This window comes from Aureimonas sp. Leaf454, assembly GCF_001424685.1.
Classification (GTDB): Bacteria; Pseudomonadota; Alphaproteobacteria; order Rhizobiales; family Rhizobiaceae; genus Plantimonas.
Genome location: NZ_LMQT01000019.1, coordinates 26,751 through 49,287, shown reverse-complemented (window position 1 = coordinate 49,287; position 22,537 = coordinate 26,751). Strand labels below are relative to the sequence as shown.

Annotated in this window: 19 protein-coding genes and 2 tRNA genes; 8 read left to right on the top strand and 13 right to left on the bottom strand. The window is 65.1% G+C overall.

Annotated features, from left to right (window positions below; translation table 11 throughout):
- Nucleotides 1–24: 24 nt before the first annotated feature.
- From ASG43_RS11715 to hflX, 3 genes are all read left to right on the top strand, one after another.
- On the top strand, nucleotides 25–1,287 hold the full coding sequence (locus tag ASG43_RS11715) for an arsenic transporter (protein ID WP_056504888.1): 1,263 nt from the start codon (nucleotides 25–27) through the stop codon (nucleotides 1,285–1,287).
- Between the two features lie 221 nt (nucleotides 1,288–1,508).
- Nucleotides 1,509–1,757: an RNA chaperone Hfq gene (gene hfq, locus ASG43_RS11710; RefSeq protein ID WP_056504883.1), complete on the top strand. Its 249-nt coding sequence runs from the start codon at nucleotides 1,509–1,511 to the stop codon at nucleotides 1,755–1,757.
- Nucleotides 1,758–3,140, top strand: a complete 1,383-nt coding sequence (gene hflX / locus ASG43_RS11705; RefSeq protein WP_244488077.1) for a GTPase HflX — start codon at nucleotides 1,758–1,760, stop codon at nucleotides 3,138–3,140.
- 27 nt (nucleotides 3,141–3,167) lie between these two features.
- Here the strand turns inward: hflX and mazG are convergent, their stop codons facing one another.
- The 8 genes from mazG to ASG43_RS23730 form a co-directional block, all read right to left on the bottom strand.
- The gene (gene mazG, locus ASG43_RS11700) at nucleotides 3,168–4,007 is read right to left on the bottom strand and encodes a nucleoside triphosphate pyrophosphohydrolase (RefSeq protein ID WP_056505793.1); all 840 of its coding nucleotides are present in this window, start codon (nucleotides 4,005–4,007) and stop codon (nucleotides 3,168–3,170) included.
- A 779-nt stretch (nucleotides 4,008–4,786) separates the two neighbouring features.
- Complete coding sequence (locus tag ASG43_RS11695; protein WP_056504878.1) at nucleotides 4,787–5,596, bottom strand: MBL fold metallo-hydrolase; 810 nt, start codon at nucleotides 5,594–5,596, stop codon at nucleotides 4,787–4,789.
- Nucleotides 5,593–6,408 (bottom strand): TatD family hydrolase, encoded by an 816-nt coding sequence (locus tag ASG43_RS11690; protein WP_244488076.1) that lies wholly within the window; start codon nucleotides 6,406–6,408, stop codon nucleotides 5,593–5,595. The genes ASG43_RS11695 and ASG43_RS11690 overlap by 4 nt, the downstream gene beginning before the upstream one ends.
- A complete protein-coding gene (gene metG, locus ASG43_RS11685) occupies nucleotides 6,405–7,955 on the bottom strand; it encodes a methionine--tRNA ligase (RefSeq protein ID WP_056504875.1) in 1,551 nt (516 codons plus the stop codon). Before metG ends, ASG43_RS11690 begins: the two co-directional genes overlap by 4 nt.
- Before the next feature lie 97 nt (nucleotides 7,956–8,052).
- Nucleotides 8,053–9,066: a DNA polymerase III subunit delta' gene (locus tag ASG43_RS11680; protein WP_056504872.1), complete on the bottom strand. Its 1,014-nt coding sequence runs from the start codon at nucleotides 9,064–9,066 to the stop codon at nucleotides 8,053–8,055.
- A complete protein-coding gene (tmk, locus tag ASG43_RS11675; RefSeq protein ID WP_056504869.1) occupies nucleotides 9,063–9,755 on the bottom strand; it encodes a dTMP kinase in 693 nt (230 codons plus the stop codon). The genes ASG43_RS11680 and tmk overlap by 4 nt, the downstream gene beginning before the upstream one ends.
- 25 nt (nucleotides 9,756–9,780) lie before the next feature.
- The gene (locus tag ASG43_RS11670; protein WP_244488075.1) at nucleotides 9,781–11,019 is read right to left on the bottom strand and encodes a D-alanyl-D-alanine carboxypeptidase family protein; all 1,239 of its coding nucleotides are present in this window, start codon (nucleotides 11,017–11,019) and stop codon (nucleotides 9,781–9,783) included.
- Between the two features lie 96 nt (nucleotides 11,020–11,115).
- A complete protein-coding gene (locus tag ASG43_RS23730; RefSeq protein ID WP_280137207.1) occupies nucleotides 11,116–12,318 on the bottom strand; it encodes a septal ring lytic transglycosylase RlpA family protein in 1,203 nt (400 codons plus the stop codon).
- A 482-nt stretch (nucleotides 12,319–12,800) separates the two neighbouring features.
- On the opposite strand from ASG43_RS23730, the gene ASG43_RS11660 reads away from it, so the two are divergent.
- Nucleotides 12,801–12,890, top strand: a tRNA-Ser gene (locus tag ASG43_RS11660).
- A gap of 168 nt (nucleotides 12,891–13,058) precedes the next feature.
- On the opposite strand, the gene ASG43_RS11655 is transcribed toward ASG43_RS11660, so the two are convergent.
- The 3 genes from ASG43_RS11655 to ASG43_RS11645 form a co-directional block, all read right to left on the bottom strand.
- Nucleotides 13,059–14,474 (bottom strand): APC family permease, encoded by a 1,416-nt coding sequence (locus ASG43_RS11655; RefSeq protein WP_056504860.1) that lies wholly within the window; start codon nucleotides 14,472–14,474, stop codon nucleotides 13,059–13,061.
- 177 nt (nucleotides 14,475–14,651) lie between these two features.
- Entirely contained in the window at nucleotides 14,652–15,008 is a 357-nt protein-coding gene (locus ASG43_RS23725) for a MarR family transcriptional regulator (RefSeq protein ID WP_056504857.1), read from the bottom strand.
- Between the two features lie 826 nt (nucleotides 15,009–15,834).
- A tRNA-Leu gene (locus ASG43_RS11645) sits at nucleotides 15,835–15,919 on the bottom strand.
- Nucleotides 15,920–16,060: 141 nt separating this feature from the next.
- Here ASG43_RS11645 and lipB point away from each other — a divergent pair.
- Complete coding sequence (gene lipB, locus ASG43_RS11640; protein WP_056504855.1) at nucleotides 16,061–16,798, top strand: lipoyl(octanoyl) transferase LipB; 738 nt, start codon at nucleotides 16,061–16,063, stop codon at nucleotides 16,796–16,798.
- A gap of 15 nt (nucleotides 16,799–16,813) precedes the next feature.
- Here lipB and ASG43_RS11635 read toward each other — a convergent pair whose 3' ends face one another.
- Nucleotides 16,814–18,805 carry an acetyl/propionyl/methylcrotonyl-CoA carboxylase subunit alpha gene (locus ASG43_RS11635; RefSeq protein WP_056504851.1) on the bottom strand — a complete coding sequence of 664 codons (1,992 nt, stop codon included), beginning with the start codon at nucleotides 18,803–18,805 and terminating at the stop codon, nucleotides 16,814–16,816.
- A 158-nt stretch (nucleotides 18,806–18,963) separates the two neighbouring features.
- Here ASG43_RS11635 and ASG43_RS11630 point away from each other — a divergent pair, with 158 nt between their 5' ends.
- Together ASG43_RS11630 and fghA are read left to right on the top strand one after the other, a co-directional pair.
- Nucleotides 18,964–20,076, top strand: a complete 1,113-nt coding sequence (locus ASG43_RS11630; RefSeq protein WP_056504848.1) for an S-(hydroxymethyl)glutathione dehydrogenase/class III alcohol dehydrogenase — start codon at nucleotides 18,964–18,966, stop codon at nucleotides 20,074–20,076.
- Nucleotides 20,077–20,087: 11 nt separating this feature from the next.
- The gene (gene fghA, locus ASG43_RS11625; protein ID WP_056504845.1) at nucleotides 20,088–20,921 is read left to right on the top strand and encodes an S-formylglutathione hydrolase; all 834 of its coding nucleotides are present in this window, start codon (nucleotides 20,088–20,090) and stop codon (nucleotides 20,919–20,921) included.
- Between the two features lie 22 nt (nucleotides 20,922–20,943).
- Here the strand turns inward: fghA and ASG43_RS11620 are convergent, their stop codons facing one another.
- A complete protein-coding gene (locus tag ASG43_RS11620; protein WP_210168277.1) occupies nucleotides 20,944–21,834 on the bottom strand; it encodes a DMT family transporter in 891 nt (296 codons plus the stop codon).
- Between the two features lie 185 nt (nucleotides 21,835–22,019).
- Here ASG43_RS11620 and ASG43_RS11615 point away from each other — a divergent pair, with 185 nt between their 5' ends.
- Nucleotides 22,020–22,499, top strand: a complete 480-nt coding sequence (locus tag ASG43_RS11615; protein WP_244488073.1) for a YaiI/YqxD family protein — start codon at nucleotides 22,020–22,022, stop codon at nucleotides 22,497–22,499.
- Nucleotides 22,500–22,537 lie beyond the last annotated feature (38 nt).

Genomic DNA, 22,537 nt, shown 5'->3' with positions numbered 1-22,537 from the left:
TGGTGCCGGAATGACGGTTCGTTGATGCAGTTCGGCGCTTCCATGGGCATCTGGCTCGTGTCCGGTGCCGCCGTTTCCGGCGTCATTTTCCGTCCGTTTGGTCTTCCCGAATGGATCTTCGCCGTCACCGGAGCCCTGGCTTTGGTCTTGATCGGCCTCTTGCCGCTGCCCGAGGTCTGGGCGGGCATTGCGTCTGGCACGGATGTGTACCTCTTTCTCGCCGGCATGATGGTTCTGGCGGAGATCGCGAGGCGGGAAGGGCTCTTCACCTATCTCGCCGCTTTCGCCGCGCGCTCCGCCCGGGGATCGCCAACCCGGCTCTTTACCCTCGTCTATCTCGTGGGAACGCTGGTGACGGTGTTCCTGTCCAACGACGCCACAGCCGTCGTCCTGACGCCGGCCGTCGCGGCGATCGCGCGGGCTGCGGACGTGCGCAACCCCATTCCCTACCTCCTGATCTGTGCCTTCGTGGCCAACGCCGCGTCTTTCGTTCTCCCCATTTCCAACCCCGCCAATCTCGTGGTGTTCGGATCGGACCTGCCGCCGCTCCTGGAGTGGCTGCAGCGGTTCGCTCTCGCGTCGGTCCTGTCGATCCTCGCCACCTATTTCGTCCTGCGCTGGACGCAGAGAGACGATCTCCGGGGATCGACGCGCCTGGATATCGCCATTCCCGTCTTGTCGCGGGGCGGACGGATCGCCGCGGCCGGCGTGGTGATCGCGGCGCTCGTCCTCCTCGTCGCTTCGGCATCGGGTCGTGAACTCGGCTGGCCGACGGCGATCGCGGGTTTTGCGACGCTGGCCGCGGTGCTCCTCGTCGAGCGGTCGAACCCGTTCGCCGCGATCAAGGCCGTTTCGTGGGATACGCTCGTCCTCGTCGCGGGCCTGTTCGTCATCGTGCGCGCGCTGGAACTGAGCGGCCTCGAACGCCTGCTCGTCGCTGCACTGGAAACCTTCGCCGCCGCCGCGCCGGATCTCGCGACCCTCGGCACGGGAGCACTCGCCGCCTTCGGCACGAACGTCACGAACAACCTGCCCCTCGGCCTCATCGCAGGTTCGGTCGTCGCAGGCGCAACCGTGCCGCAGACGGTCGTCGACGCGATCCTCGTCGGCATCGACATCGGACCCAACCTTTCCGTCACCGGGTCACTCGCGACGATCCTCTGGCTGACCGCCCTTCGACGTGAAGGTCTGACCTTCGGCGCCATCCGATTCCTGAAGCTGGGATGTCTGGTGATGCCGCCGGCGCTTCTTCTGGCGCTCGGCGCCATTCTGCTGCAGCCCTGGTAGCCCGGCGGAAGATCGATCCGTCGCCCCGATATTGCCGCTGGGGAGGAGAAAGTGGTATTCGACGCCACCGGGCGGGATTGACCTTCGACAGATCTTGAAGACCGCGCCGTCCGGCACCTCGGCGCAGGCCCATATCGGCTTGCGAAGGCTGCAACACATGCGAAATGACCGTCGGGCGACGGTCGATTTCGCCAAGAACGCGAAAAGACGAAGGACCGGATATGGCCGAGCGCGCACAGAACCTGCAGGATCTCTTTCTCAACACCGTCCGCAAGCAAAAGATCTCGTTGACCATCTTCCTCGTCAACGGCGTGAAGCTGACCGGCGTCGTCACATCGTTCGACAATTTTTGCGTCTTGCTCCGTCGCGACGGACATTCGCAGCTTGTCTACAAGCATGCCATCTCTACCATTATGCCCTCGCAGCCCGTGCACATGTACGAAGGCGTCGACGAGACCGGGACCAACTGATTGACTGAATTCGACGAGACGAGACCGCGCGGGCCGATCGAGCACAAACCGGTCGCCACGCGGGCAGGGGTCTTCGTACCGGTGCTGCGCGAACACGAATCGCGGGACGAGGCCGGCACGGCGGTCGTGCGCCGGGGCGACGAACAACGGCTCGAAGAAGCGCTCGGCCTCGCCGCCGCGATCGACCTCGAGATCGTCGCGAGCGGCGTCATCCAGGTGTCCAAGGCCAAGCCCGCCACCTTGATCGGCTCGGGCAAGGTCGAAGAGATGAAAGGCGTGGTCGCGGCCGAGGAGATCGGCCTCGTGATCTTCGATCATCCTCTGACCCCCGTGCAGCAGCGCAATCTCGAAAAGGAACTCGGCGCGAAGGTGCTCGATCGCACGGGTCTCATCCTCGAGATCTTCGGTCGACGCGCCCGCACGAAGGAGGGCCGACTCCAGGTCGATCTCGCCCACCTGAACTATCAGAAGGGGCGGCTCGTCCGCTCCTGGACCCACCTGGAACGCCAGCGCGGCGGCGCAGGCTTCCTCGGCGGTCCCGGCGAGACGCAGATCGAATCCGACCGGCGGCAGCTGCAGGAAAAGATCAAGCGCCTGGAGAAGGAGCTGGAGGCGGTTCGCCGCACCCGAACGCTCCACCGCGCCAAGCGCAAGAAGGCGCCGCATCCGGTCATCGCACTCGTCGGCTACACCAATGCCGGAAAGTCGACGCTCTTCAACACGATCACCGGCGCGGGGGTCCTCGCGCAGGATCTTCTCTTCGCGACGCTTGATCCGACATTGCGGCGCATCTCTCTGCCGCATGGCACGGACGTCATCCTGTCGGACACGGTCGGCTTCATTTCGGACCTGCCGACCCATCTCGTCGCGGCGTTTCGTGCCACGCTCGAAGAGGTGATCGAGGCCGAACTGATCCTCCATGTCCGCGACATGTCCGATCCCGACGCCTCCGCACAGGCTGCCGACGTCAACAAGATCCTGCGCGATCTCGATATCGACACAGGCGATGCAGACCATGTCGTCGAGGTGTGGAACAAGGTCGATCGCCTGGACGAAGCGGGCCGCGAGGTCCTCAAGACGGCGGCGGACACCCATGGCGCGGGGCAGGGCGTGTTCCTCGTTTCCGCGCTGACGGGCGAGGGAATTCCGGCGCTTCTCACCGACATCGAATCCCGCATCGCCGGACAGCTCGGCTCCATCACGATGACGGTGCCGTCCGACGGCCTCGGACTGCTGCCCTGGCTCTACGACAATGCCAATGTCCGATCGCGGACCGACCTCGAGGATGGCGGCGTCGAACTCGTCGCCGACATGACGAGCCAGGCAAGAGACGAGCTCAGGCGATTGGCCGAGCAGCGATATCCGGGACTGCAGCTCGGCTGAACACCGGTTCGACGAACGGCGGGCCCTTCAAGGTCCCGCCGTCTTCGCCTCGATCCAGAGAGCTTCCATCTCGTCGAGGCCCGCCAGACCCAGAGTCGAGCCGCGCTCCACCAGACGAGACTCGATATAGACGAAGCGCGAGCGGAATTTCACGATCGTGCGGCGCAAGGCTGCTTCGGCATCGATCTCGTGAAAGCGTGCGATGTTCACCAGCGTGAAAAGCACGTCACCGAACTCGTCCTCCATCTCGTCTGCGTTCGATCGTGCCAGAGCCTCGTCGAACTCGGTGAGCTCCTCCAGGAGTTTCTCGCGGATGGGTCCGGCGTCCGCCCAATCGAAGCCGACGGCGGCGGCCTTCTGCTGGACCTTCAAGGCGAGGGTCAACGCAGGAAAGCCGCCCGGAATGGACGAGAGTAGACCCGTCGCCGAGGCCTCGCCACTCCACGGATGAGCGGAGTTGCGCGACGCCCGGCGCATCGAACGCTCTTGCTTTTCCTCTGCCTTGATCCGGTCCCACTGGCCCTTGGCCGAGCGCGCGGACCGCGCGTCTTGATCGCCGAACACATGCGGATGCCGGCGGATCATCTTCGTCGTGATCCGCTCGACGACATCCTCGAAGCTGAAAAGTCCTTCTTCCGTCGCCAGTTGCGCGTGATAGACGACCTGCAGAAGGAGATCGCCGAGCTCTTCGCAGAGGTCCTCGGCATCGCGGCGCTCGATGGCGTCCGCCACTTCGTAGGCTTCCTCGATCGTATAGGGGGCGATGGTCTGGAACGACTGCTCGATATCCCAGGGACAGCCCGTTTGTGGATCGCGCAGCGCCGCCATGATCTCGATCAGGCGTCCGACGTCTCGCGAGGCTTCCATCGATCCGACTCCGACCCGAATGAACATTCCAGACGATCTCGCATAGTCCGCACTGCGTCGACCGGCAATGGCGGTCCGGATCGAAATGCGGGTTGGCACTCGGACCGTGACGTGATCCGAGATGCGGAATCAGCCTTCGCAACGCTCTTCACATCAGAAGCGCCGCATCGACGATGATGCGCATCGCAAAAGCCCCGGATTTGCGGGCTTGGGCCGGCTGATCTCCTGACGCCGATCCTCGAGGTCTCCGCAAGGAGGGTGCCGAAGGGTCGACCAGCCGATCGACGACCGAGCTTGGACAGCCTCCGAGCTCGACGAGAGGGCACCGTTTCGAGCCGTTTCGCGGCCGAAACCGAGAAGAGGGACGACTGCCAGAGACCATCTGTTGCATAAGATGGATTATGGAACGTATTTGATGGATGGCATCAGCGGACGGTCGTGGCGTTCGTCGAGCGGCATTCGATATGTCCCCTGACGGTGACCTCGACGGCAAAGGCCCTGCAGCTCGATGTGGGAGATTTTCGATGAGGAAGATTGGGGATCTGTCAACGGTGCGGCGCGGATCGCCGGCCATCACTGCTTTTCAACAGAAATCGATCTCGCCGACGTCCTTGCATTCTGCATGCGAGGCGCTGCGGGATCCGGCTCGAACGCGCGTGGGTCGCCGAGTGTGAGGAACCGACGTCGGATGGCAGCCGCGCTGCCGCCACGTCGCGGCGTGACCGCCGGCGGCATCCATCTCGTGCGATCGCGAGACCCATGCGGACGCGCGGGAACGATCAGTCGATCGGGAATTCGATCCGAAGTCCGTCGTGAGCCGGCCGTACATGCGACGGCAGTTCGCGACAGAGCGTCGCGTAATCCATCGGCGTGTGCATGTGGGTCAGTGTGGCCGTCGGCACGCCGAGTCGTTCGATCCAGCCGAGGGCCTGTTCCAGCGAGAGATGACTTGGATGCGTCCGGTACTGAAGCGCGTCGATGACGATGTGGCGCGCGCCGGCGATGGCGTCGATGGCGGGATCGGGAAAGTCGCTGACGTCGCTGGCGTAGACGATCGGCCCGCAACGCAGCCCGAGCGACGTGATCGAGCCATGCACCTGCCGGAACGGCGTGATGTCGAGCGGCCCGCCCGGCCCCTCGATCCGCAACGTCTCGCCCGCCTCCATTGGAACGTGGCGCGCGATCGGCGGATAATCGCTGTTTTCAGGTCGATGAAAGCAGTAGCGGAAGGCCTCGACGACGCGCCGATGCGTTTCGGCGTCCGCATGGACCGGAATGCGCGTTTTCTGGTCGAGCATGAAGCCGCGGAGGTCGTCGAGCCCATGGATGTGATCGGCATGCGGATGCGTCAGCAAGACGGCATCCAGACGCACGACGCGGGCGCTCAGCATCTGCTCGCGAAAATCCGGACCGCAGTCGAAGACGACCGTCGTCGTGCCTTCGGTGGAAATCCGCTGGAGGAGCGCCGAAGCCCTCAGTCGGCGATTGCGCGGTTCGTCGGGGTCGCAGGCCCCCCAGTCGCCGGTGATCCGAGGCACGCCCGGCGACGATCCGCAGCCGAGAATGGTCAGCCGCAGGAGGTCGCTCACGCCGCGTCTTTCCGCCGACGCGGATCGGGCACCTTGGAGAACAGCCTGAAGAAATTGTCGGAGGTGACCGTCGCCAGGGCCGCGAGGTCGACGCCCTTCACGCCCGCGAGGACCTCCGCTGTGTGCCGGACATAGGCCGGCTCGTTGCGCTTGCCGCGGAAGGGCATCGGCGCGAGATAGGGCGCGTCCGTCTCGACGAGAAGTCGGTCGAGCGGAACCGCGGCCGCGATCTCGCGCAGCGCGTCGGACTTCTTGAACGTCAGGATGCCGGAAAACGAGACGAATCCGCCGAGCGCCAGACCGGTCTCTGCGAGCGCGGGACCGGAGGAAAAGCAATGAAGGACGAACGGAAAGGCACCCTTCCCCGTTTCCTCCTCCAGGATCTGGCGCATGTCGTCGTCGGCGTCGCGCGCATGAATGACCAGCGGCAGGCCGGTCTCTCGGGCGGCCGCGATGTGGCGGCGAAAGACCGCCGCCTGGGTGTCGCGCGGCGCCTTGTCGTAGAAGTAATCGAGGCCGGCTTCTCCGATGCCGACGATCTTCTCCGCTGCGCTCCAGCGCACGAGATCGCTCGTCGGCACGTCCGGCTCCTCGCCGGCATTCTGCGGATGCGTGCCGACGGTCGCATAGACCTGAGGATAGGTCTCGGCGAGTGCGATCAGGCTTTCGATGCGCTCCACCCGCGTCGAGATCGTCACCATCGTTCCGACGCCGGTTTCAGCGGCTCGGGCGACGATGGCATCGCGCTCCTCGGCGAAGTCGGGAAAGTCGAGATGGCAATGGCTGTCGACGAGGAAGATGTCCTGGGTCACGGCGTGGCGTCGTCCGCTTCGACGATCCGCGGGAAGATCGCCGAGGGTGCCGGCATCGCGCGGTCCGGAACCAGGGCGACGTCGGGCGTGAGTTCGGTGAAGCTGCGCTCGCCCGTCGGCACGCCGAGACTGTCGAGGAGTCTCGCCATGCTGGCCGGCATGACCGGCTGCAGGAGAATCGCCACCCGGCGCAGCGTTTCCGCCGTGACGTAGAGGACGGTCGCCATGCGAGCGGGATCGTTCTTGCGCAAGGCCCAGGGCTCCTGCGCGGCGAAATAGCGGTTGGCGTCGGCGACCGACGCCATGATCGGCGCGAGCATGGCGTGAAGTTCCTGTCGATCGATCGCTTCGCGCGCGCGTCGCAGGAGGTCGGCCGTCGTCGACAACATCGTCTCGTCCGCCTCGGAGAATGCGCCGGGTCGTGGAACGACACCGCCGAGGTGCTTGGAGATCATCGACAGCGAGCGCTGGGCGAGATTGCCGAGATCGTTGGCGAGTTCGGAGTTCGCCCGGTTGACGATCGCCTCGTGCGAATAGTTGCCGTCCTGGCCGAAGGGCACTTCGCGCAGGAGGAAGTAGCGCAAGGGATCGAGTCCGTAGGTCTCGACCAGCGCGAATGGATCGATCACGTTGCCGACCGACTTCGACATCTTCTCCCCGCGATTGAACAGGAAGCCGTGCGCGAAGACCCGCTTGGGCAGCGGCAGGCCGGCCGAAAGCAGGAAGGCCGGCCAATAGACCGCGTGGAAGCGCACGATGTCCTTGCCGATGACGTGGAGATCGGCCGGCCAGAACGCCTGTCGATCGCCCTCCCCGCCGGGATAGCCGGTGGCGGTCAGGTAGTTCGTCAGCGCGTCGACCCAGACATACATCACGTGTCGCTCGTCGCCGGGCACCGGGATACCCCAGTCGAAGGTCGTGCGCGACACCGAGAGATCGCGAAGACCGGATCTCACGAAGGAGATGATCTCGTTGCGACGCTCGCTGGGGCCGACGAAATCGGGCTGCGTCTCGTAGAGGGAGAGAAGCCGATCCTGGAAGGCGGAGAGCTTGAAGAAATAGCTCTCCTCCTCCATCCAGGTCACCGGGGCGCCCTGGGGTCCGTAGCGCACGCCGTCCGGACGAACCTCGGTCTCGTCCTCGGCGAAATAGGCCTCGTCCCGCACCGAATACCAGCCGGCGTAGCTGTCCTTGTAGATGTCGCCGGCCTCGACCATCCGCGACCAGATCGCCTGGCTCGCCTCGTGGTGCCGCGCTTCGGTCGTGCGGATGAAGTCGTCGTTCGAGCTGCCGAGGACCCGCCCCATCTCCCGGAAGACATCCGCGTTCCGATCGGCGAGATCACGGACCTCCAGTCCTTGATCGCGCGCGGTCTGCAGCATCTTGATGCCGTGCTCGTCCGTGCCGGTGAGGAAGAAGACGTCGTAACCGTCCAGCCGCTTGAAGCGCGCGATGGCGTCGGTCGCGATCAGTTCGTAGGCATGACCGATATGCGGCCGTCCATTCGGATAGGAGATCGCGGTGGTGATGTAGAAGCGTTCGGCCATGCGGGCTTTCGGGGACGTTTCGCGTTCGGGATCGTGACCGCTCCCGCCAGATAGAACATCCCGCGCCGGGGCTCAATCGTTTCGGCGGTGGTGCAGATCAGGGGGCGGAGCGACGTTCGTAGAGACGGGCGAAGAAGGTCAGGAGCATCTGCTTCCGGTCGAGATTGAAGGCGGTTCCCTCACGCAGCCGGGCGTTCTCCTCGGCCCAGAGAGCGGCCATGCGCTCCGCGCCGTGCCGGTCGCCCGTGTCGAGCCTCGCTTCCGATTCGGCCGCGAGTCGCCGGAAGAGGCTGGCCAGCGCGAGATCCAGGGCCGTCTCGCGACCCTTCTGGGTCAGGGCGTCGCCAAGGGCGTGCAGTCCGGGCCAGTCCGCCTCCGGCTGGCTCCAGAGGGCGTCGATGCGCCGCTCGACATCAAGCCCGCCGCTCGCCAGAAGCGAGGCTGCGGTGCGCACGCCGCCACCGGCCAGCGGCAGCACCGAGCGGATCTCCGTTTCCGTGACGTCGAGCCCGAGGCCGCCGAGAATCGTCTCGAGATCGCGAGCAGCCAGAGGCTCGAAACGCAGCACCCGGCATCGCGAACGGATCGTCGGGAGAAGCCGGCCCGGCAGATGGTTGGTGATCAGGAACAGGGCCCGTGCCGGCGGCTCCTCCAGAATCTTCAACAGCGCGTTGGCCGCGTTGCGGTTCATGTCGTCGGCGGGGTCGACAATGGCGATCCGCCATTGACCGCCCGACGTCGTCGCTTGGAAGAACCGATTGAGCCGACGTATTTCCTCGACGGTGATCTGCGTCTTGAAACCGGGCGTCCGCTCGTTGGAAGGTCGGGTGATGTGGATCAGGTTGGGATGCGCGCCCTGTGCGATCTGGCGATCGACGGCGTCGCCGGGCTCCGTCGATCCGAGTAGCCGCCGCGCGAAAGCGAAGGCGGCCGTCGCCTTGCCGACGCCGCGCGGCCCCTGCAGCAGCCAGCCATGATGCATGCGATCGCTGGCCTGCGCTTTCAAAAGCTCGGCATAGGCGGCATCCTGTCCGACGACGATGCGAGCCATCGCGGGCGGCACGACACCTTCGATCGCGTCATGCTCGTCGACGACGTCTAGGGCGCTCAAAGGGGAGACGGACCGGCGGCGACCGATGCCGCCGTGCCCCGCCCCGCCGTTTCCAGCCGCCGGCTCTCCAACCGATCCTCGACGATGAAACGGATTTCCCGTGCGATCTCGTCCGCGGACCGTGTCGCATCGACCACGATGAACCGTTCCGGCTCCGCCGCGGCGATGCTGAGAAACGCACGGCGGCGATCGGCGTGGAGAGTGATGTCCTCCCCTTCGAAACGATCGGCCACCGCCGTGCCCCGGCGCTCGGCGGCTCGCGCCAGGCCCGTTTCGGCATCGATATCGAGAAGGATCGTCACATCGGGATAGAGTTCGCCGATCGTTGCCGCCTCCAGGACCTCGATCAACGCGGTCTCGCTTCCGCCAAGCCCTTGGTAGACGCGGGTCGAATCGTGAAACCGGTCGCAGAGGACGATCTGCCCGCCCTCGAGAGCCGGCCGGATCACGGTGTCGACATGATCGGCCCGCGCTGCCGCGAAGAGGATCGCCTCCATGTCGGGTCCGAGCGCCTTGGCCGCTCCGGACAAAATCACATGGCGCAGCGCATCGGCCCCGGGTGTTCCGCCGGGCTCGCGCGTCGTCGTGACCTTGAGCCCGCGCGCGCGCAAGCTGGCTGCCAGGCGTGCGATCTGGGTCGTCTTGCCGCTGCCTTCGCCGCCTTCGAAGGTGATAAAGAAGCCCGTCATCTCGATGTTCCTCGCAGGCACCCCATCAGAGCGCGCGAATCCAGCCGAAGGCCAGTTCCTGAGCCGCCCCCATGGCTCGCGATGCGAACGTGCCCTCGTCGACCTGGCCCGTGGCGAAGAGATCGGACGACAGGCTGGTCCGACCATCGATGCGGATCGTCAATGTCCCGACCTTCTGACCGGCTTCGACCGGCGCGCGCAGGGGACCCTCGTATTCGATGTCCGCTTTCACGCCCTCGGCCCGTCCCTTGGGCACATAGACGACGACGGGGGCCTTCGTCTGGACGTCGATCGACGACGCCACGCCGCCATAGACCGAGACGCGCCCGACCGGGACGTCCCCCGCAAACAGTTCAACCCTCTCGAACTGATCGTTCGACCAGTCGAGGAGACGACGTGCTTCCTCGGTTCGCTCCTTGATGGAGGCAAGTCCGCCGAGAGCCATGAAGGTCTTGCGGCCGTCCCGGTGCGTCACACCGACCAGCGAATAGCCGGATGCCTCGGTATAGCCGGTCGCCATGCCCGTCGCACCGATCGACATCGGCAGCAAAGGGTTTCGATTGCGCTGGAAGATCTTGTTCCATTCGAAGGATGGCTCCGAATAGATCGCGTAGAAGGCCGCGTGGTCCTGCTCGATGTGACGGGCGAGGACGACGAGATCACGCGCCGTCACCGATTGCCCGTCGGTCGGCAGACCCGATGGATTGACGAAGGTCGATTGGGAGAGGCCCAAGCGGCTCGCGGCTTCGTTCATGAGACGAGCGAAACCGGCTTCCGATCCGGCCATGCCCTCCGCGATCACGATCGTCGCGTCGTTGGCGGCCTGGATGATCGTCCCCTTGATCAGCGCATCGAGGGGAATGGACGACTTCAGCGCCGCGAACATGGTCGACGTGCCCGAGGGCGCGCCGCCGGTGCGCCACGCATGCTCGCTGACGGGAAAGACTTGGTCGAGCGCGACCTGACCCGCCGCCAATGCCTCGAAGACGACCTCCATCGTCATCAGCTTGGCGAGCGACGCCGGTGGAAACGGTGTATCGGCCTCTTTCTCGAACAACACCGCCCCGGTTTCACCGTCCACGATCAGGGCTTGGCGGGCTTTGGTGTCGGCCACAGGCGCCGCGGGCTCGGCGGCGAAGGCCGGCCAGAGGGCGAGACAGGCCAGGGTCACGACCGAAAGGCGGCAGAGCCGCCTTCGTGTGCCCGCAGGCTGAACCGCTTCAAAGGGTGAACTTGCCATCATATCGAGGAGATAGCGGTCCAACTCCCGCCTCGCAACATCGCTCTGTTCGCGACGCACGACTCTTTCGATGGGGAATCTGCGGCCGGAGCGGCGGGCCGGCGCCATCGCCGCGCGGGATCAGTCGCGCAGAACGAAGGCGTCGGTGGCGCCGGCTTTCCAGAGACCGGACAGGATCGCGTCGGCATCTTCACCCGCCGCGAGTTCGAGAGCGAGCGTCGCGGCACCCGAAGGCCCCTCTCCGTCGACGATGAGCTTGCCATGGCCCGTGACGAGCGCGCGGATCGAGGATACGGCGACCGGACTGTCGAAGCTGCCGATTTCGATGCGCTCGGGCGCCCGTAGAGCGGCCGTGGCACGAGAACCGAGCGTCTCCAGGGCGGCTGCGGCACCGTTCTGTCCGGACGCGGGCGCGAAAGACGTGACGATCAGCGGCTGGATGCGCTGGCGCGTGGTGGGCTTCGGGACGATGGCTCCGACGCCGGGCTCCGCGCGGGACGCCTGCCCGATGATCGAGCCGATGCTCGTGTCGTCGATCGCCGCAGGCGTGGTCTGCAGCACGGCATCGGGCCGGACGCCGGGAAGCTCCGGCGTCGCGCTCTTGCGCGCCAGTGTGGGGAAGCGCGGCGCCCGCTCCTCGTTCATGGCGATCATAACGCCGGAGGCCAGTCCGTCGTCGATGGCGCGGACGTTGCCGGGCCGATAACTCGCCATCAGCATCTTGGTGTCGTCGCCTTCGAGCGGTGCGCGGCCGGCATACTCGACCTTGATCCGGCCGACGCCGTCCTGCTTGTATCCGAGGAGTTCGGCCGCCCGCGACGACAGATCCATCACGCGGCCGTCGTGGTACGGGCCACGATCGTTGACGCGCACCATGACCTCGGCGCCGGTCTTCAGGTTCGTGACCTTGGCATAGGACGGCAGCGGGAATGTCGGATGCGCGGCGGACAGACCGAACATGTCGTAGACTTCGCCGTTGGCGGTCAGTCGGCCGTGGAAGCTCGCGCCATACCAGGATGCATTTCCCGACTTCACATAACCGGGCTCATCCTTGGGATAGTACCACTTGCCGCGAACCTTGTAAGGCTTTCCGACCTGCTCCCGGCCTCCGCCCTTGCGGACGATCCGCTTGTTCGTGACACGCGGGCTGGCGGCGACGCCGAATTCCTTGGAGGAAAACGACTCGTTCGGGTCGGAATGAACGATCTCGTCCGCGCCGCCATGCGTGGACGAACCTGACTGGCACCCTGCGATCGACAGGCTCGCGAGCACGGTCATGGAAAGCGCGACGCGGCGGCCGATGGTCCCTCCGGCAGTCATCATGCGCTCGTTCCCCAATTCCTGAACCAGCCCCTTCGGCGGGTTCGTCCCCATCCCTGTCGCCTCTGGAAGTAAACAGTCTGTTAACGCCCGCGCAACCGAGGCTTCGACCAGCAAAATCAAGCCGCAATTCAGCCACGGATTGACCGATGCATTTCTGCAACTTTTCGGACGAAGACGCTCCTGGATGTGGGGAGACTTTTGCGGGCCAAATTATTGCAGCGCCAGAGAATCTGCCAAGTTACTGATCACGATCATGGTTGATGATCAGGTTCTCCTCGGAGGGGCGTTCAAAAATGCCCGACCATGGGATCATCCTACTGTGCTCGCGCCCCGATCCCGCCATATTCTCGACAGGTTTCGGCCCAAACAAAATTTTCATCACAATTTGTTACAAAGCGGGCTTGTGGATCGTCTCAACAACGCAGCCGGGGCAACATCCCGCCTTGCCTCTGGCCGCGTTTCGAGGTTAAGGCTTCGATCCCGGATGGGTGGCCGAGCGGTTGAAGGCACCGGTCTTGAAAACCGGCGGGCGGGAAACCGTCTCGTGGGTTCGAATCCCACCCCATCCGCCATGGCGCTTGCCTTCGTTCGAAGGCGCCCGCGAGCGGCGATCGCCCCATTTGCCGTTTTTCGTTTCGCGTCGTCGAGTTCAGACGTCGGCAATCAGCCGGATGAACTCGGCCGCGGTCGGACAGGTCCGCCGCGGCTCGACCCGGAAAGTTTAGCGCCGTCCCCGATCTTTAGTTGCCGTCAGCTGGCAGCGGAGCGTTATCGATGTCGCCGCTGCCGGTCTGGGAGCGCATGATCGCGATCGTGGCGAACCAGAGCACGACGCCGATGGCGAGGAGGACGGCGGCGATCGTGTATTGGACGGGGTCGCGCCCCGTCCACGGACCGACGAGGAAACCGCAGGAGAGAACACCCAGAACCGGCAAAAGCGTCGGGGTGCGGAAATGTTTGTGATCGACCGTGTCCTTGCGGAGCACCAGAACGGCCACGTTGACGACGGTGAAGACGCCGAGCAACAACAGCGCCGTGGTGCCACCGAGTGCCGGGACTTCGCCGACGAAGGTGATGAGACCGACGGCGAGAAGGGTCGTGAAGAGAATCGCGACATGCGGTGTGCGGCGGCTCCGGTGCACGCGGCCGAGAAGCGATGGCAACACCTGCTCGCGGCTCATTCCGTAGACGAGGCGGCTCGCCATGAGCATGTTGATCAGCGCCGAATTGGCGACCGCGAACATCGTGATCAGGCCGAAGATGCCGATCGGGAAGCCCGGTGCGCCGGCTTCGACGACCTTCAGGAGAGGCGTATCGCCTTGTCCGAGGTCGGCAGGCGAGACGAGCGTGATCGCGGAGACGGACACCAGCACGTAAATGACGCCGGTGATGAGGAGGCCCCCCAGGAGCACCTTCGGAAAGATGCGGACGGGGTCCTTGGTCTCCTCGGCCATGTTCACCGAATCCTCGAAACCGACCATGGCGAAGAAGGCGAGCGTCGTCGCCGAGATCACGCTCCAGAAGACGCCCTTATCGCCGGCCGGCTCGAAGGTCCAGACGCGTGACACGTCGCCTTGCCCGCCGAGGATCGCCCAGAGCCCGATCGAGATGATGATCAGGAGACCCGTCAGCTCGACCAGCGTCAGCACGACATTGGCCTTCACGCTTTCGCCGACGCCGCGAACGTTGATGATCGCAACGACCGCCATGAAGCCGAGCGCGACGAGGGTCACGCTCCATCCGGCGAGGCCGAGATCGAAGGCGGCGGACAGGTTGGCGGCGAAGGCCCGGCTCGCCGTCGACGCCGATGTAATTCCGGATGCCATCACGGCGAACGCGATGATGAAGGTGACGAAGTGGATGCCGAAGGCCTTGTGCGTGTAGAGCGCCGCGCCGGCTGCTTTCGGATATTTCGTAACCAGCTCGAGATAGGAGAAGGCGGTCACCAGCGCGACGGCGAAGGCCACGAGAAACGGCAGCCAGACGACGCCACCGACCTCGGCCGCCACCTGCCCCGTCAGCGCGTAGACGCCGGTTCCCAGAATGTCGCCGACGATGAAGAGAAGCAGGAGCTTCGGTCCCATCACACGATGAAGATCGTCCTGTGTCTCGGTCCCGGCAGAACGATCGCCGCCCTCACCTCTCGTCGTCGACATCCCGCCCCTCCCCGTTCCGTTGGTCAGAGGGACACATGTCGTCAGGAACGGGTAAGGAAAGTGCTCCGGCTCGCGCGTCGCTCAGCGCCACTTCACTCGAGCGGCGTCACTTCGTTCCGGCCCGAACGGTAACGGCTCGGCGGCGCCACTGGACCGCAGAGCGCGCTGACCTCGACGTCACCGCAGGCGTCGAAGCCGGGCGACGAGAAGGACGGCCAGTTCCTGCAGGGATTGGATGATCTCGACCTTGCGATCCGCGTCGAGGCACTTCGTGAGATCGTTTTCGAGCTGATCCCGGACTGTCAGCAGCTCCTTCTGCGCCTGAATGCCCATCGTCGTGATCCGGATCATCGTGCGACGACCATCGTCAGCGTCCCCCACGCGTTCCACGAGGCCTCTCTGCACCAGCCGATCCGACATTTTCGAAACGGTGGACGCCCGGATGGACAAGAGGTCAGCGACGGCGCTGACGGTCGTTCCATGTTCGTCCGCGATCAGCAGCAGTTCATCCTGTCCATTGTGAAATCCGTGCATCGCCAATCCGTGTCCATGAAGAGCTCGGATGGACTTGGAGACTGCGATCAGCACGGGCACCAGCTTGGCGTCAATCGAAGGGTCGGACGTCGGTATTCGAGACACGAGACAACCTCTCCAGAAGACCTTCTTCAGGCAGAAAGAAGATACAAGAGCTTAGAAGTCAGCATTGCATATGAGGATGTGCACTGAACACCTTCCGCGATCTTGAACGGCTCAGAAATCGTATTTTTACTTATGTGAAACGCGAAAGGATCACGCCCAGCCATTCGCATCCGACGAAGGTGTGCCGTCTTGCTGGGCAGTCCGCCTCGAAATGGTACAGATGAGCAACCCCAGCTGGCGGGAACCTGCGCGTCGACGGGTGCATCGATCCATCGAGACGATCGAACGTGGCCAGAATGCCGCCGGACAGAGAGGATCGTGCCGGCCGCAGGTTACGGGCGTTGCACGCGGCGAAAGGGGCGGGTCGTGCGACCAGGTCGGATAAGACGCGCAGTTCACGTCACCGGCGTTCGACGCGAACCTCGACGATGCGGCTGGCGACAGCTTTGCGCCGGCAGGCAATAGACATCCGCTCATGATGCGCGGACATGTGCCGGCTCGTTTGGCGAGCGAATGCTGCGGCGGCTGATCGGAGGTTCAACGGACAGCAAGCCGATCCGTCATGGATCACCACGCGCACCGACGATCGACGGATGCCGTCGAACAGGCGATGACGATGAATGACAAATTGCTATTGGAAAATTTTGATCCCGCACCCTGGTAGCAGGTACGGTGTTCGAAAGAGAAAGGAACTCGTCGGACCCATCTCTTCGAACAAGGCTGGTGCGGTCGAGAAGACTCGAACTTCCACGGGTTGCCCCACAGCGACCTCAACGCTGCGCGTCTACCAATTCCGCCACGACCGCACGCCGTGTCTGCCGGCCTCTTCTTGGCCGGCACCGGGCATGTAACAAAGCTTCTCCGGGCGCACAAGCCCTTCGCCTGTGCAAAACGAACGCCCATGCAAAACACTTTCGTGGCGGACCGCCCGGGCCTACATCAGGTTCATGACGTTTCCTGCAGCCCCCCCCACCCGCCTGTCGGTTTCGGCGTCGGCATTCCGGCCGCTCGAAGCCACAGCGCCTGTCGTTTGGACCATCCGCCCCGGCCTCACCGCCTATGACGATGCCGTCGCCCTCATGGAACGGACCGTCGGCGAGATCGCGGGGGGGCATGCGCCCGAAGAGGTGATCCTCCTGGAGCATCCGCCGCTCTACACGGCGGGAACGAGCGCGCGGTCGGAGGATCTCCTCGACCGTGGCCGCTTCCCGGTCCATGCGAGCGGGCGCGGCGGCGAATACACCTATCACGGGCCGGGACAGCGGGTGGCTTACGTGATGCTCGATCTGAAGCGTCGGCGCCCGGACGTGCGCGCCTTCGTCGCCGCGCTGGAGAGCTGGATCATCGCGACGCTCGGCGACATGCAGGTGCGCGGCGAGCGGCGGGAGGATCGCGTCGGCGTCTGGGTGCGGCGGCCGGAACGCCCTCCGCTTCCGGACGGTACGCAAGCCGAGGACAAGATCGCCGCCATCGGCATACGGCTGCGCCGCTGGGTGACGTTCCACGGCATCAGCCTCAACGTCGATCCCGATCTCCGTCATTTCACCGGAATCGTGCCCTGCGGCATTCAGGGCTACGGCGTCACGAGCCTCGTCGATCTCGGTCTTCCGATCTCCATGCCGGAGGTGGACGGACTGCTGCGGCAGCGATTCGACGAGATCTTCGGGCCGACGAACCCGCGGTGACCGCGTCGTCGCCCTTCACTGGAAGCGCATGATCACGGCATCGACGGCGAGGCTCTGTCCCACCGCCACCTCGATGCTCTCGATCACAAGGTCCCGCTCGGCGCGCAGAACGTTCTCCATCTTCATCGCTTCGATCACGACGAGCGTTTCCCCCGCCTTGACCTCGGCGCCGGCCGAAACCGACATGGAAACGACGAGGCCCGGCATCGGGCAGAGAAGAAGCTTCGAGGTATCCGGCGGAACCTTCACCGGCATCAGGCGACCCAAAGCGGAGAGGGCCGGCGAGAGCGTGCGGGTGGCGATCTCCTGTCCGGCGATGGAAAGGGTCACCGTCGGTCCGGAGACCCTGACGCGTGCGAAGACCGCGCGTCCGTCGATGTCGCCCTCCCAGGCCCCCTGCCCCCAGCGATAGTTCGTCCCCACCGAAGCGGCCCTCTCGTCGATCGAGACGGTCTGACGGGCGTCGTCGGATATCGCGAGGACCGAGTGGCCCGCCACGTCGATCTCGAGGGTTCGCGAACGCGGCGTCGAGGGCGGCCGCAACCGGTCGCCGTGCCCTTCGAGCCATCGTTGCCGCGCCGCCTCGATCGTCGCGGCGACGATGGCGGCATCGCGCCGCAGCTCCGCATCGGGGACCGGTTTCTCGAAACCCCCGGGAAACTCCTCCGCGATGAAACCGGTGGAGAGGCGCCCCTCGCGCCACCGCGGATGAGCCATCAGCGCCGACAGGAACGGGATGTTGTGCTGGATGCCGGCGATCTCGAACCGGTCGAGGGCGCTCGTCATCGCCTCGATCGCCGCGCCGCGTGTTTTCGCATGCGTGCAGAGCTTTGCGATCATCGGATCGTAGAAGATCGAGATCTCCGATCCCTCCGCGACGCCGGTGTCGTTGCGCACCGTCGCATCGGCGATCATGCCCTCGACCGGCGGACGGTAGCGCGTCAGCCTGCCCGTCGAGGGCAGGAAACCGCGGAACGGATCTTCCGCGTAGATCCGGCTTTCGACGGCCCAGCCGTCGAGCTTGACCTCATCCTGCCGCAGGCGCAGCGGCTCGCCCGCGGCGATCCGGATCATTTCCTCCACGATGTCGATCCCCGTCACCAGTTCGGTCACGGGATGCTCGACCTGCAGGCGCGTGTTCATCTCGAGAAAGAAGAAGTTCCGGTCGCGGTCGACGATGAACTCGACGGTTCCCGCGCTTTCGTAGTCGACCGCTTTGGCAAGAGCGATCGCCTCAGCCCCCATGGCCGCCCTCGTCGCCGCGTCGAGGAAGGGCGACGGCGCCTCCTCGACGACCTTCTGGTTGCGGCGTTGGATCGAACATTCGCGCTCGCCGAGGTGCACCGCGTTGCCATGCGAGTCGGCCAGCACCTGAATCTCGATGTGCCGGGGATCGACGATGAAGCGTTCGATGAAGACCCGATCGTCGCCGAAGGACGAGCGGGCCTCCGAGCGCGCCCGTTCGAAGCCGTCCCGGCACTCGTCGGGACCGGCCGCGATGCGCATGCCCTTGCCCCCGCCCCCGGCGGATGCCTTGATCATCACGGGATAACCCACGATCTCCGCGATCCGCACGGCCTCGTCCGCATCCTCGACGATCCCGAGATGGCCCGGCACGATGCTGACGCCGGCGGCCTTTGCGAACAGCTTGGATTCGATCTTGTCGCCCATGGCGCGGATCGCTTTCGGCTTCGGGCCGATGAAGGTGATGCCGTTGGCTTCGAGGAGTTCGCAGAAGGCGGCGCGCTCGGACAGGAAGCCGTATCCGGGATGAACCGCCTCAGCGCCCGTCGCGCGGCAGGCTTCGAGGATGGCTTCGGGTCGAAGATAGCTTTCGGAAGCGGGGGACGGTCCGATCCGAAGCGCTTCGTCCGCCTGGCGGACATGCTCCGCGCCCCGGTCCGCGTCCGAATAGACGGCGACGGTCCGAATGCCCATGCGGCGGGCCGTACGGATGACCCGGCAGGCGATCTCGCCGCGGTTGGCGATCAGGATCTTCTGAAACATCGGGCTCTCCGCTAGGGTCGAGCCTCGTTTTGCCGCGTACGCCCTCCCGCATCAAGCGCTTCGAAAGGCGAAGGCTTCACGCCGTTGCGGCTTGCGGCTTGCGCCGAACGATGAAAAGGACGGGCGAGGCACCTCAACGTTCGTCGGAGCATTTCGCCATGAAAACCAGAGCAGCTGTCGTCTTCGAAGCCGGCAAGCCTCTCGAAATCGTCGAAGTCGATCTCGAAGGTCCGAAGGAAGGCGAGGTTCTCGTCGAGATCAAGGCGACAGGCGTCTGCCACACCGACGAGTTCACCCGGTCGGGCGCCGATCCGGAGGGTCTCTTCCCCGCCATTCTCGGCCATGAAGGCGCGGGCATCGTCGTCGATGTCGGACCCGGCGTGAAGCACTTGAAGAAGGGCGACCACGTCATTCCGCTCTACACGCCGGAATGCCGCGAATGCGAGTATTGCCTCAACCCGAAGACCAATCTCTGCCAGGCGATCCGATCCACGCAGGGTCGCGGGATGATGCCGGACGGCACGAGCCGGTTCTCCTACAAGGGCCAGGCGATCCATCATTACATGGGCTGCTCGACCTTCTCGAACCACACGGTTCTGCCGGAGATCGCGCTCGCCAAGATCCGGCCCGACGCGCCCTTCGACAAGGTCTGCTACATCGGCTGCGGCGTGACGACAGGCATCGGCGCCGTCATCAACACCGCCAAGGCCGAGCCCGGCTGCAAGGGCGTCGTCTTCGGTCTCGGCGGCATCGGCCTCAACGTCATTCAGGGTCTCAAGATGATCGGGGCCGAGATGATCGTCGGCGTCGACCTCAACGACGACAAGAAGGAATGGGGCGAGCGCTTCGGGATGACGCATTTCGTCAATCCCGCAACGGTCGGCATGGACAACCTTACCAACCACCTCGTGGAACTGACGGGGGGCGGGGCCGACTATTCCTTCGAATGCATCGGCAACACGAAGGTGATGCGACAGGCCTTGGAGTGCTGCCACAAGGGTTGGGGCGAATCGATCATCATCGGCGTCGCCGGCGCGGGTCAGGAAATCTCCACGCGCCCGTTCCAGCTGGTCACCGGCCGCGTCTGGCGCGGTTCGGCCTTCGGCGGCGCCCGCGGCCGCACGGACGTCCCCAAGATCGTCGACTGGTACATGCAGGGCCACATCCAGATCGACCCGATGATCACGCACACGATGCCGCTGGAGGACATCAACAAGGCGTTCGACCTCATGCATTCCGGCGAGTCGATCCGCTCGGTCGTCCTGTTCTGAGGATCTCGGCAATGAAGACGATCTCGGAAACGAAGTCCCATGGCGGCATCCAGGGCGTCTACGCCCACGAGTCCGCAGCAACCGGCACGGAGATGACCTTCGCGGTCTTCGTGCCGCCGCACGCGTTGTCGGCGCCCTGCCCGGTCGTGACCTATCTGTCGGGCCTGACCTGCACCCACGCCAACGTGATGGACAAGGGCGAGTATCGCCGGATGGCCGCCGAGCTCGGTCTCGTCGTGGTCTGTCCCGACACGAGCCCCCGGGGCGAGGGCGTCGCCAATGACGAAGGCTGGGACATGGGCCAGGGCGCGGGCTTCTATCTCGATGCCACGCAGGACCCCTGGTCCACCCACTTCCGGATGGAAACGTACATCCGGGATGAACTTCCTCGACTGGTGTCTGATAAGTTTCCCGTAGTCCGCGAGAAACATTCGATTTTCGGACATTCCATGGGTGGGCATGGCGCGCTGACCTTGGCGCTGAAGAACCCGGACCTCTACCGATCTGCGTCGGCGTTCGCACCGATCGTCGCGCCGATCGCGGTGCCCTGGGGCCAGAAGGCGCTGCCAAGCTATCTCGGCGAGGACGAAGCGGCGTGGCGTCGCTACGACGCCTGCGCGCTCATCGAGGACGGCGCACGCTTTCCCGAATTCCTGGTCGACCAAGGCATGGCGGACAGCTTCCTCGAAGCCCAGCTTCAGCCCGAGCGGCTCGAAGCAGCCTGTGCCAAGGCCGGCATCGGGCTGACCTTGAATCGGCGGGAGGGCTACGACCACTCCTACTTCTTCATCCAGACCTTCATGGACGACCATCTGCGCTATCACGCGGCGAAGCTCGCGGCCTGATCGCCGCGGCCTCGCCACGCCATCAGATCGGTTCGGGCGGCTGCGACCCTGAGGATGTCGCCGCCCGGTCCACCCAGACGAGACCGAGGCCGGACGCGGTGATCACGGCGATGCCGAGCCACTTCACCGCGTCCGGAACATCGCCGAAGAAGAGAATGCTGAACAGCGTCGCGGAGACGATCTCCATGTAGCCGAAGGGCGCGAGCAGGGTTGCCGGCGTCAGGCGGTAAGCCTGAATGAACATCAGATGGGCGACCGTCGCAACGAAGCCGAGCATCAGGAGGAGCCCCCAGACCGGCCAGCCCGATGGTGCGACGGTCTGGAACTCCGCAAGCGCCGTTCCCGCCCCCGCGATCATGACGACCGAGATCGTGGCGAGACCGCCGATGCCGGCGTAGAAATGCATCGTGATCGACGAGGTCGCCGCGGAGAGATGGCGGCCGAGCACGGCATAGATCGAGACGAAGACCGCGCAGAGGAGCGGCAGCAGCGCCACCGCGCCGAGGGCTGTGAAATTCGGACGAATCACCAGCAGCGCGCCGCCGAAGCCGACGACGACGGCGACAATCCGCCGGATGTCGATCGCCTCGCGCAGGAACACCACCGACAGAAGCGTCACGATCATCGGCTCCACGAAGAAGATCGCGACGGCGTCGGCCAGCGGCATGGCCTTCAGAGCGATGAAGAAACAGATGGTTCCGCCGGCGAGCAGAACGCCGCGCAGGAGATTGAGGCCGGGATGACGGCACTTGAGACCCGCGAATCCTTCGACGAGAATCACCAGCGGCAGCACCATCAGCGTCTGCAGGGCGAAGCGCGCGAAGGCGATCTGCCCCGCGGGCATGGCGTGGTCTTCGCCCAGGAGCTTCGCCGCCGTATCGAGCAGCGGCACGAGAAGCGAGCCGAGAACCATCAGCCAGATGCCTTGGGTCGCGGACCGCGAATCGGATGGGTTCGAAAGCGAGGCGCTGCTCATCGCCGACCATGGCAGACGGACCGAGGCCGGGCTATGTCCAGCCGATCGATTGTGACGTGGGCGGCAAAGGATCGCCGCCGACGAGGCGATCGAGCATTATGAGGATCTGGAGGCAGGGAACCTTGACCACGCTCTACATCGATGCCGATGCCTGTCCCGTGAAGGACGAGGCGCTGGAGATCGCGGCGCGCCACGAGACCGCCTGCGTCCTCGTCTCGAACGGCGGCATGCGCCCGTCGCGCTATCCCGGCGCGCGCATCGTCACGGTCTCGGACGGCGCCGATGCGGCGGACGACTGGATCGTCGAAGCGCTGGAAGCCGGCGACGTCGTCGTCACCGCGGACATCCCGCTCGCTGCGCGCGCGCTCGAGAAGGACGCGCTCGTCCTCAATTCCGATGGTCGCGACTTCACGCCGGCCTCCATCGGCACGGCCCTGTCCATGCGCGCGTTCAAGCAGCACTTGAGGGAAACGGGCGAGAGCAAGGGCTACAACCGGAGCTATACGCCCGCGGATCGCTCCCGGTTTCGCCAGCGCCTCGACATCGCGCTGCGCAAGGCTTCGAGGCCGGCGGACGAGCAAGCGTCGAGCACGAAGCCTTGATGAAGACCTGATCGCGCGCCCACCATCCGGTCCGGCGG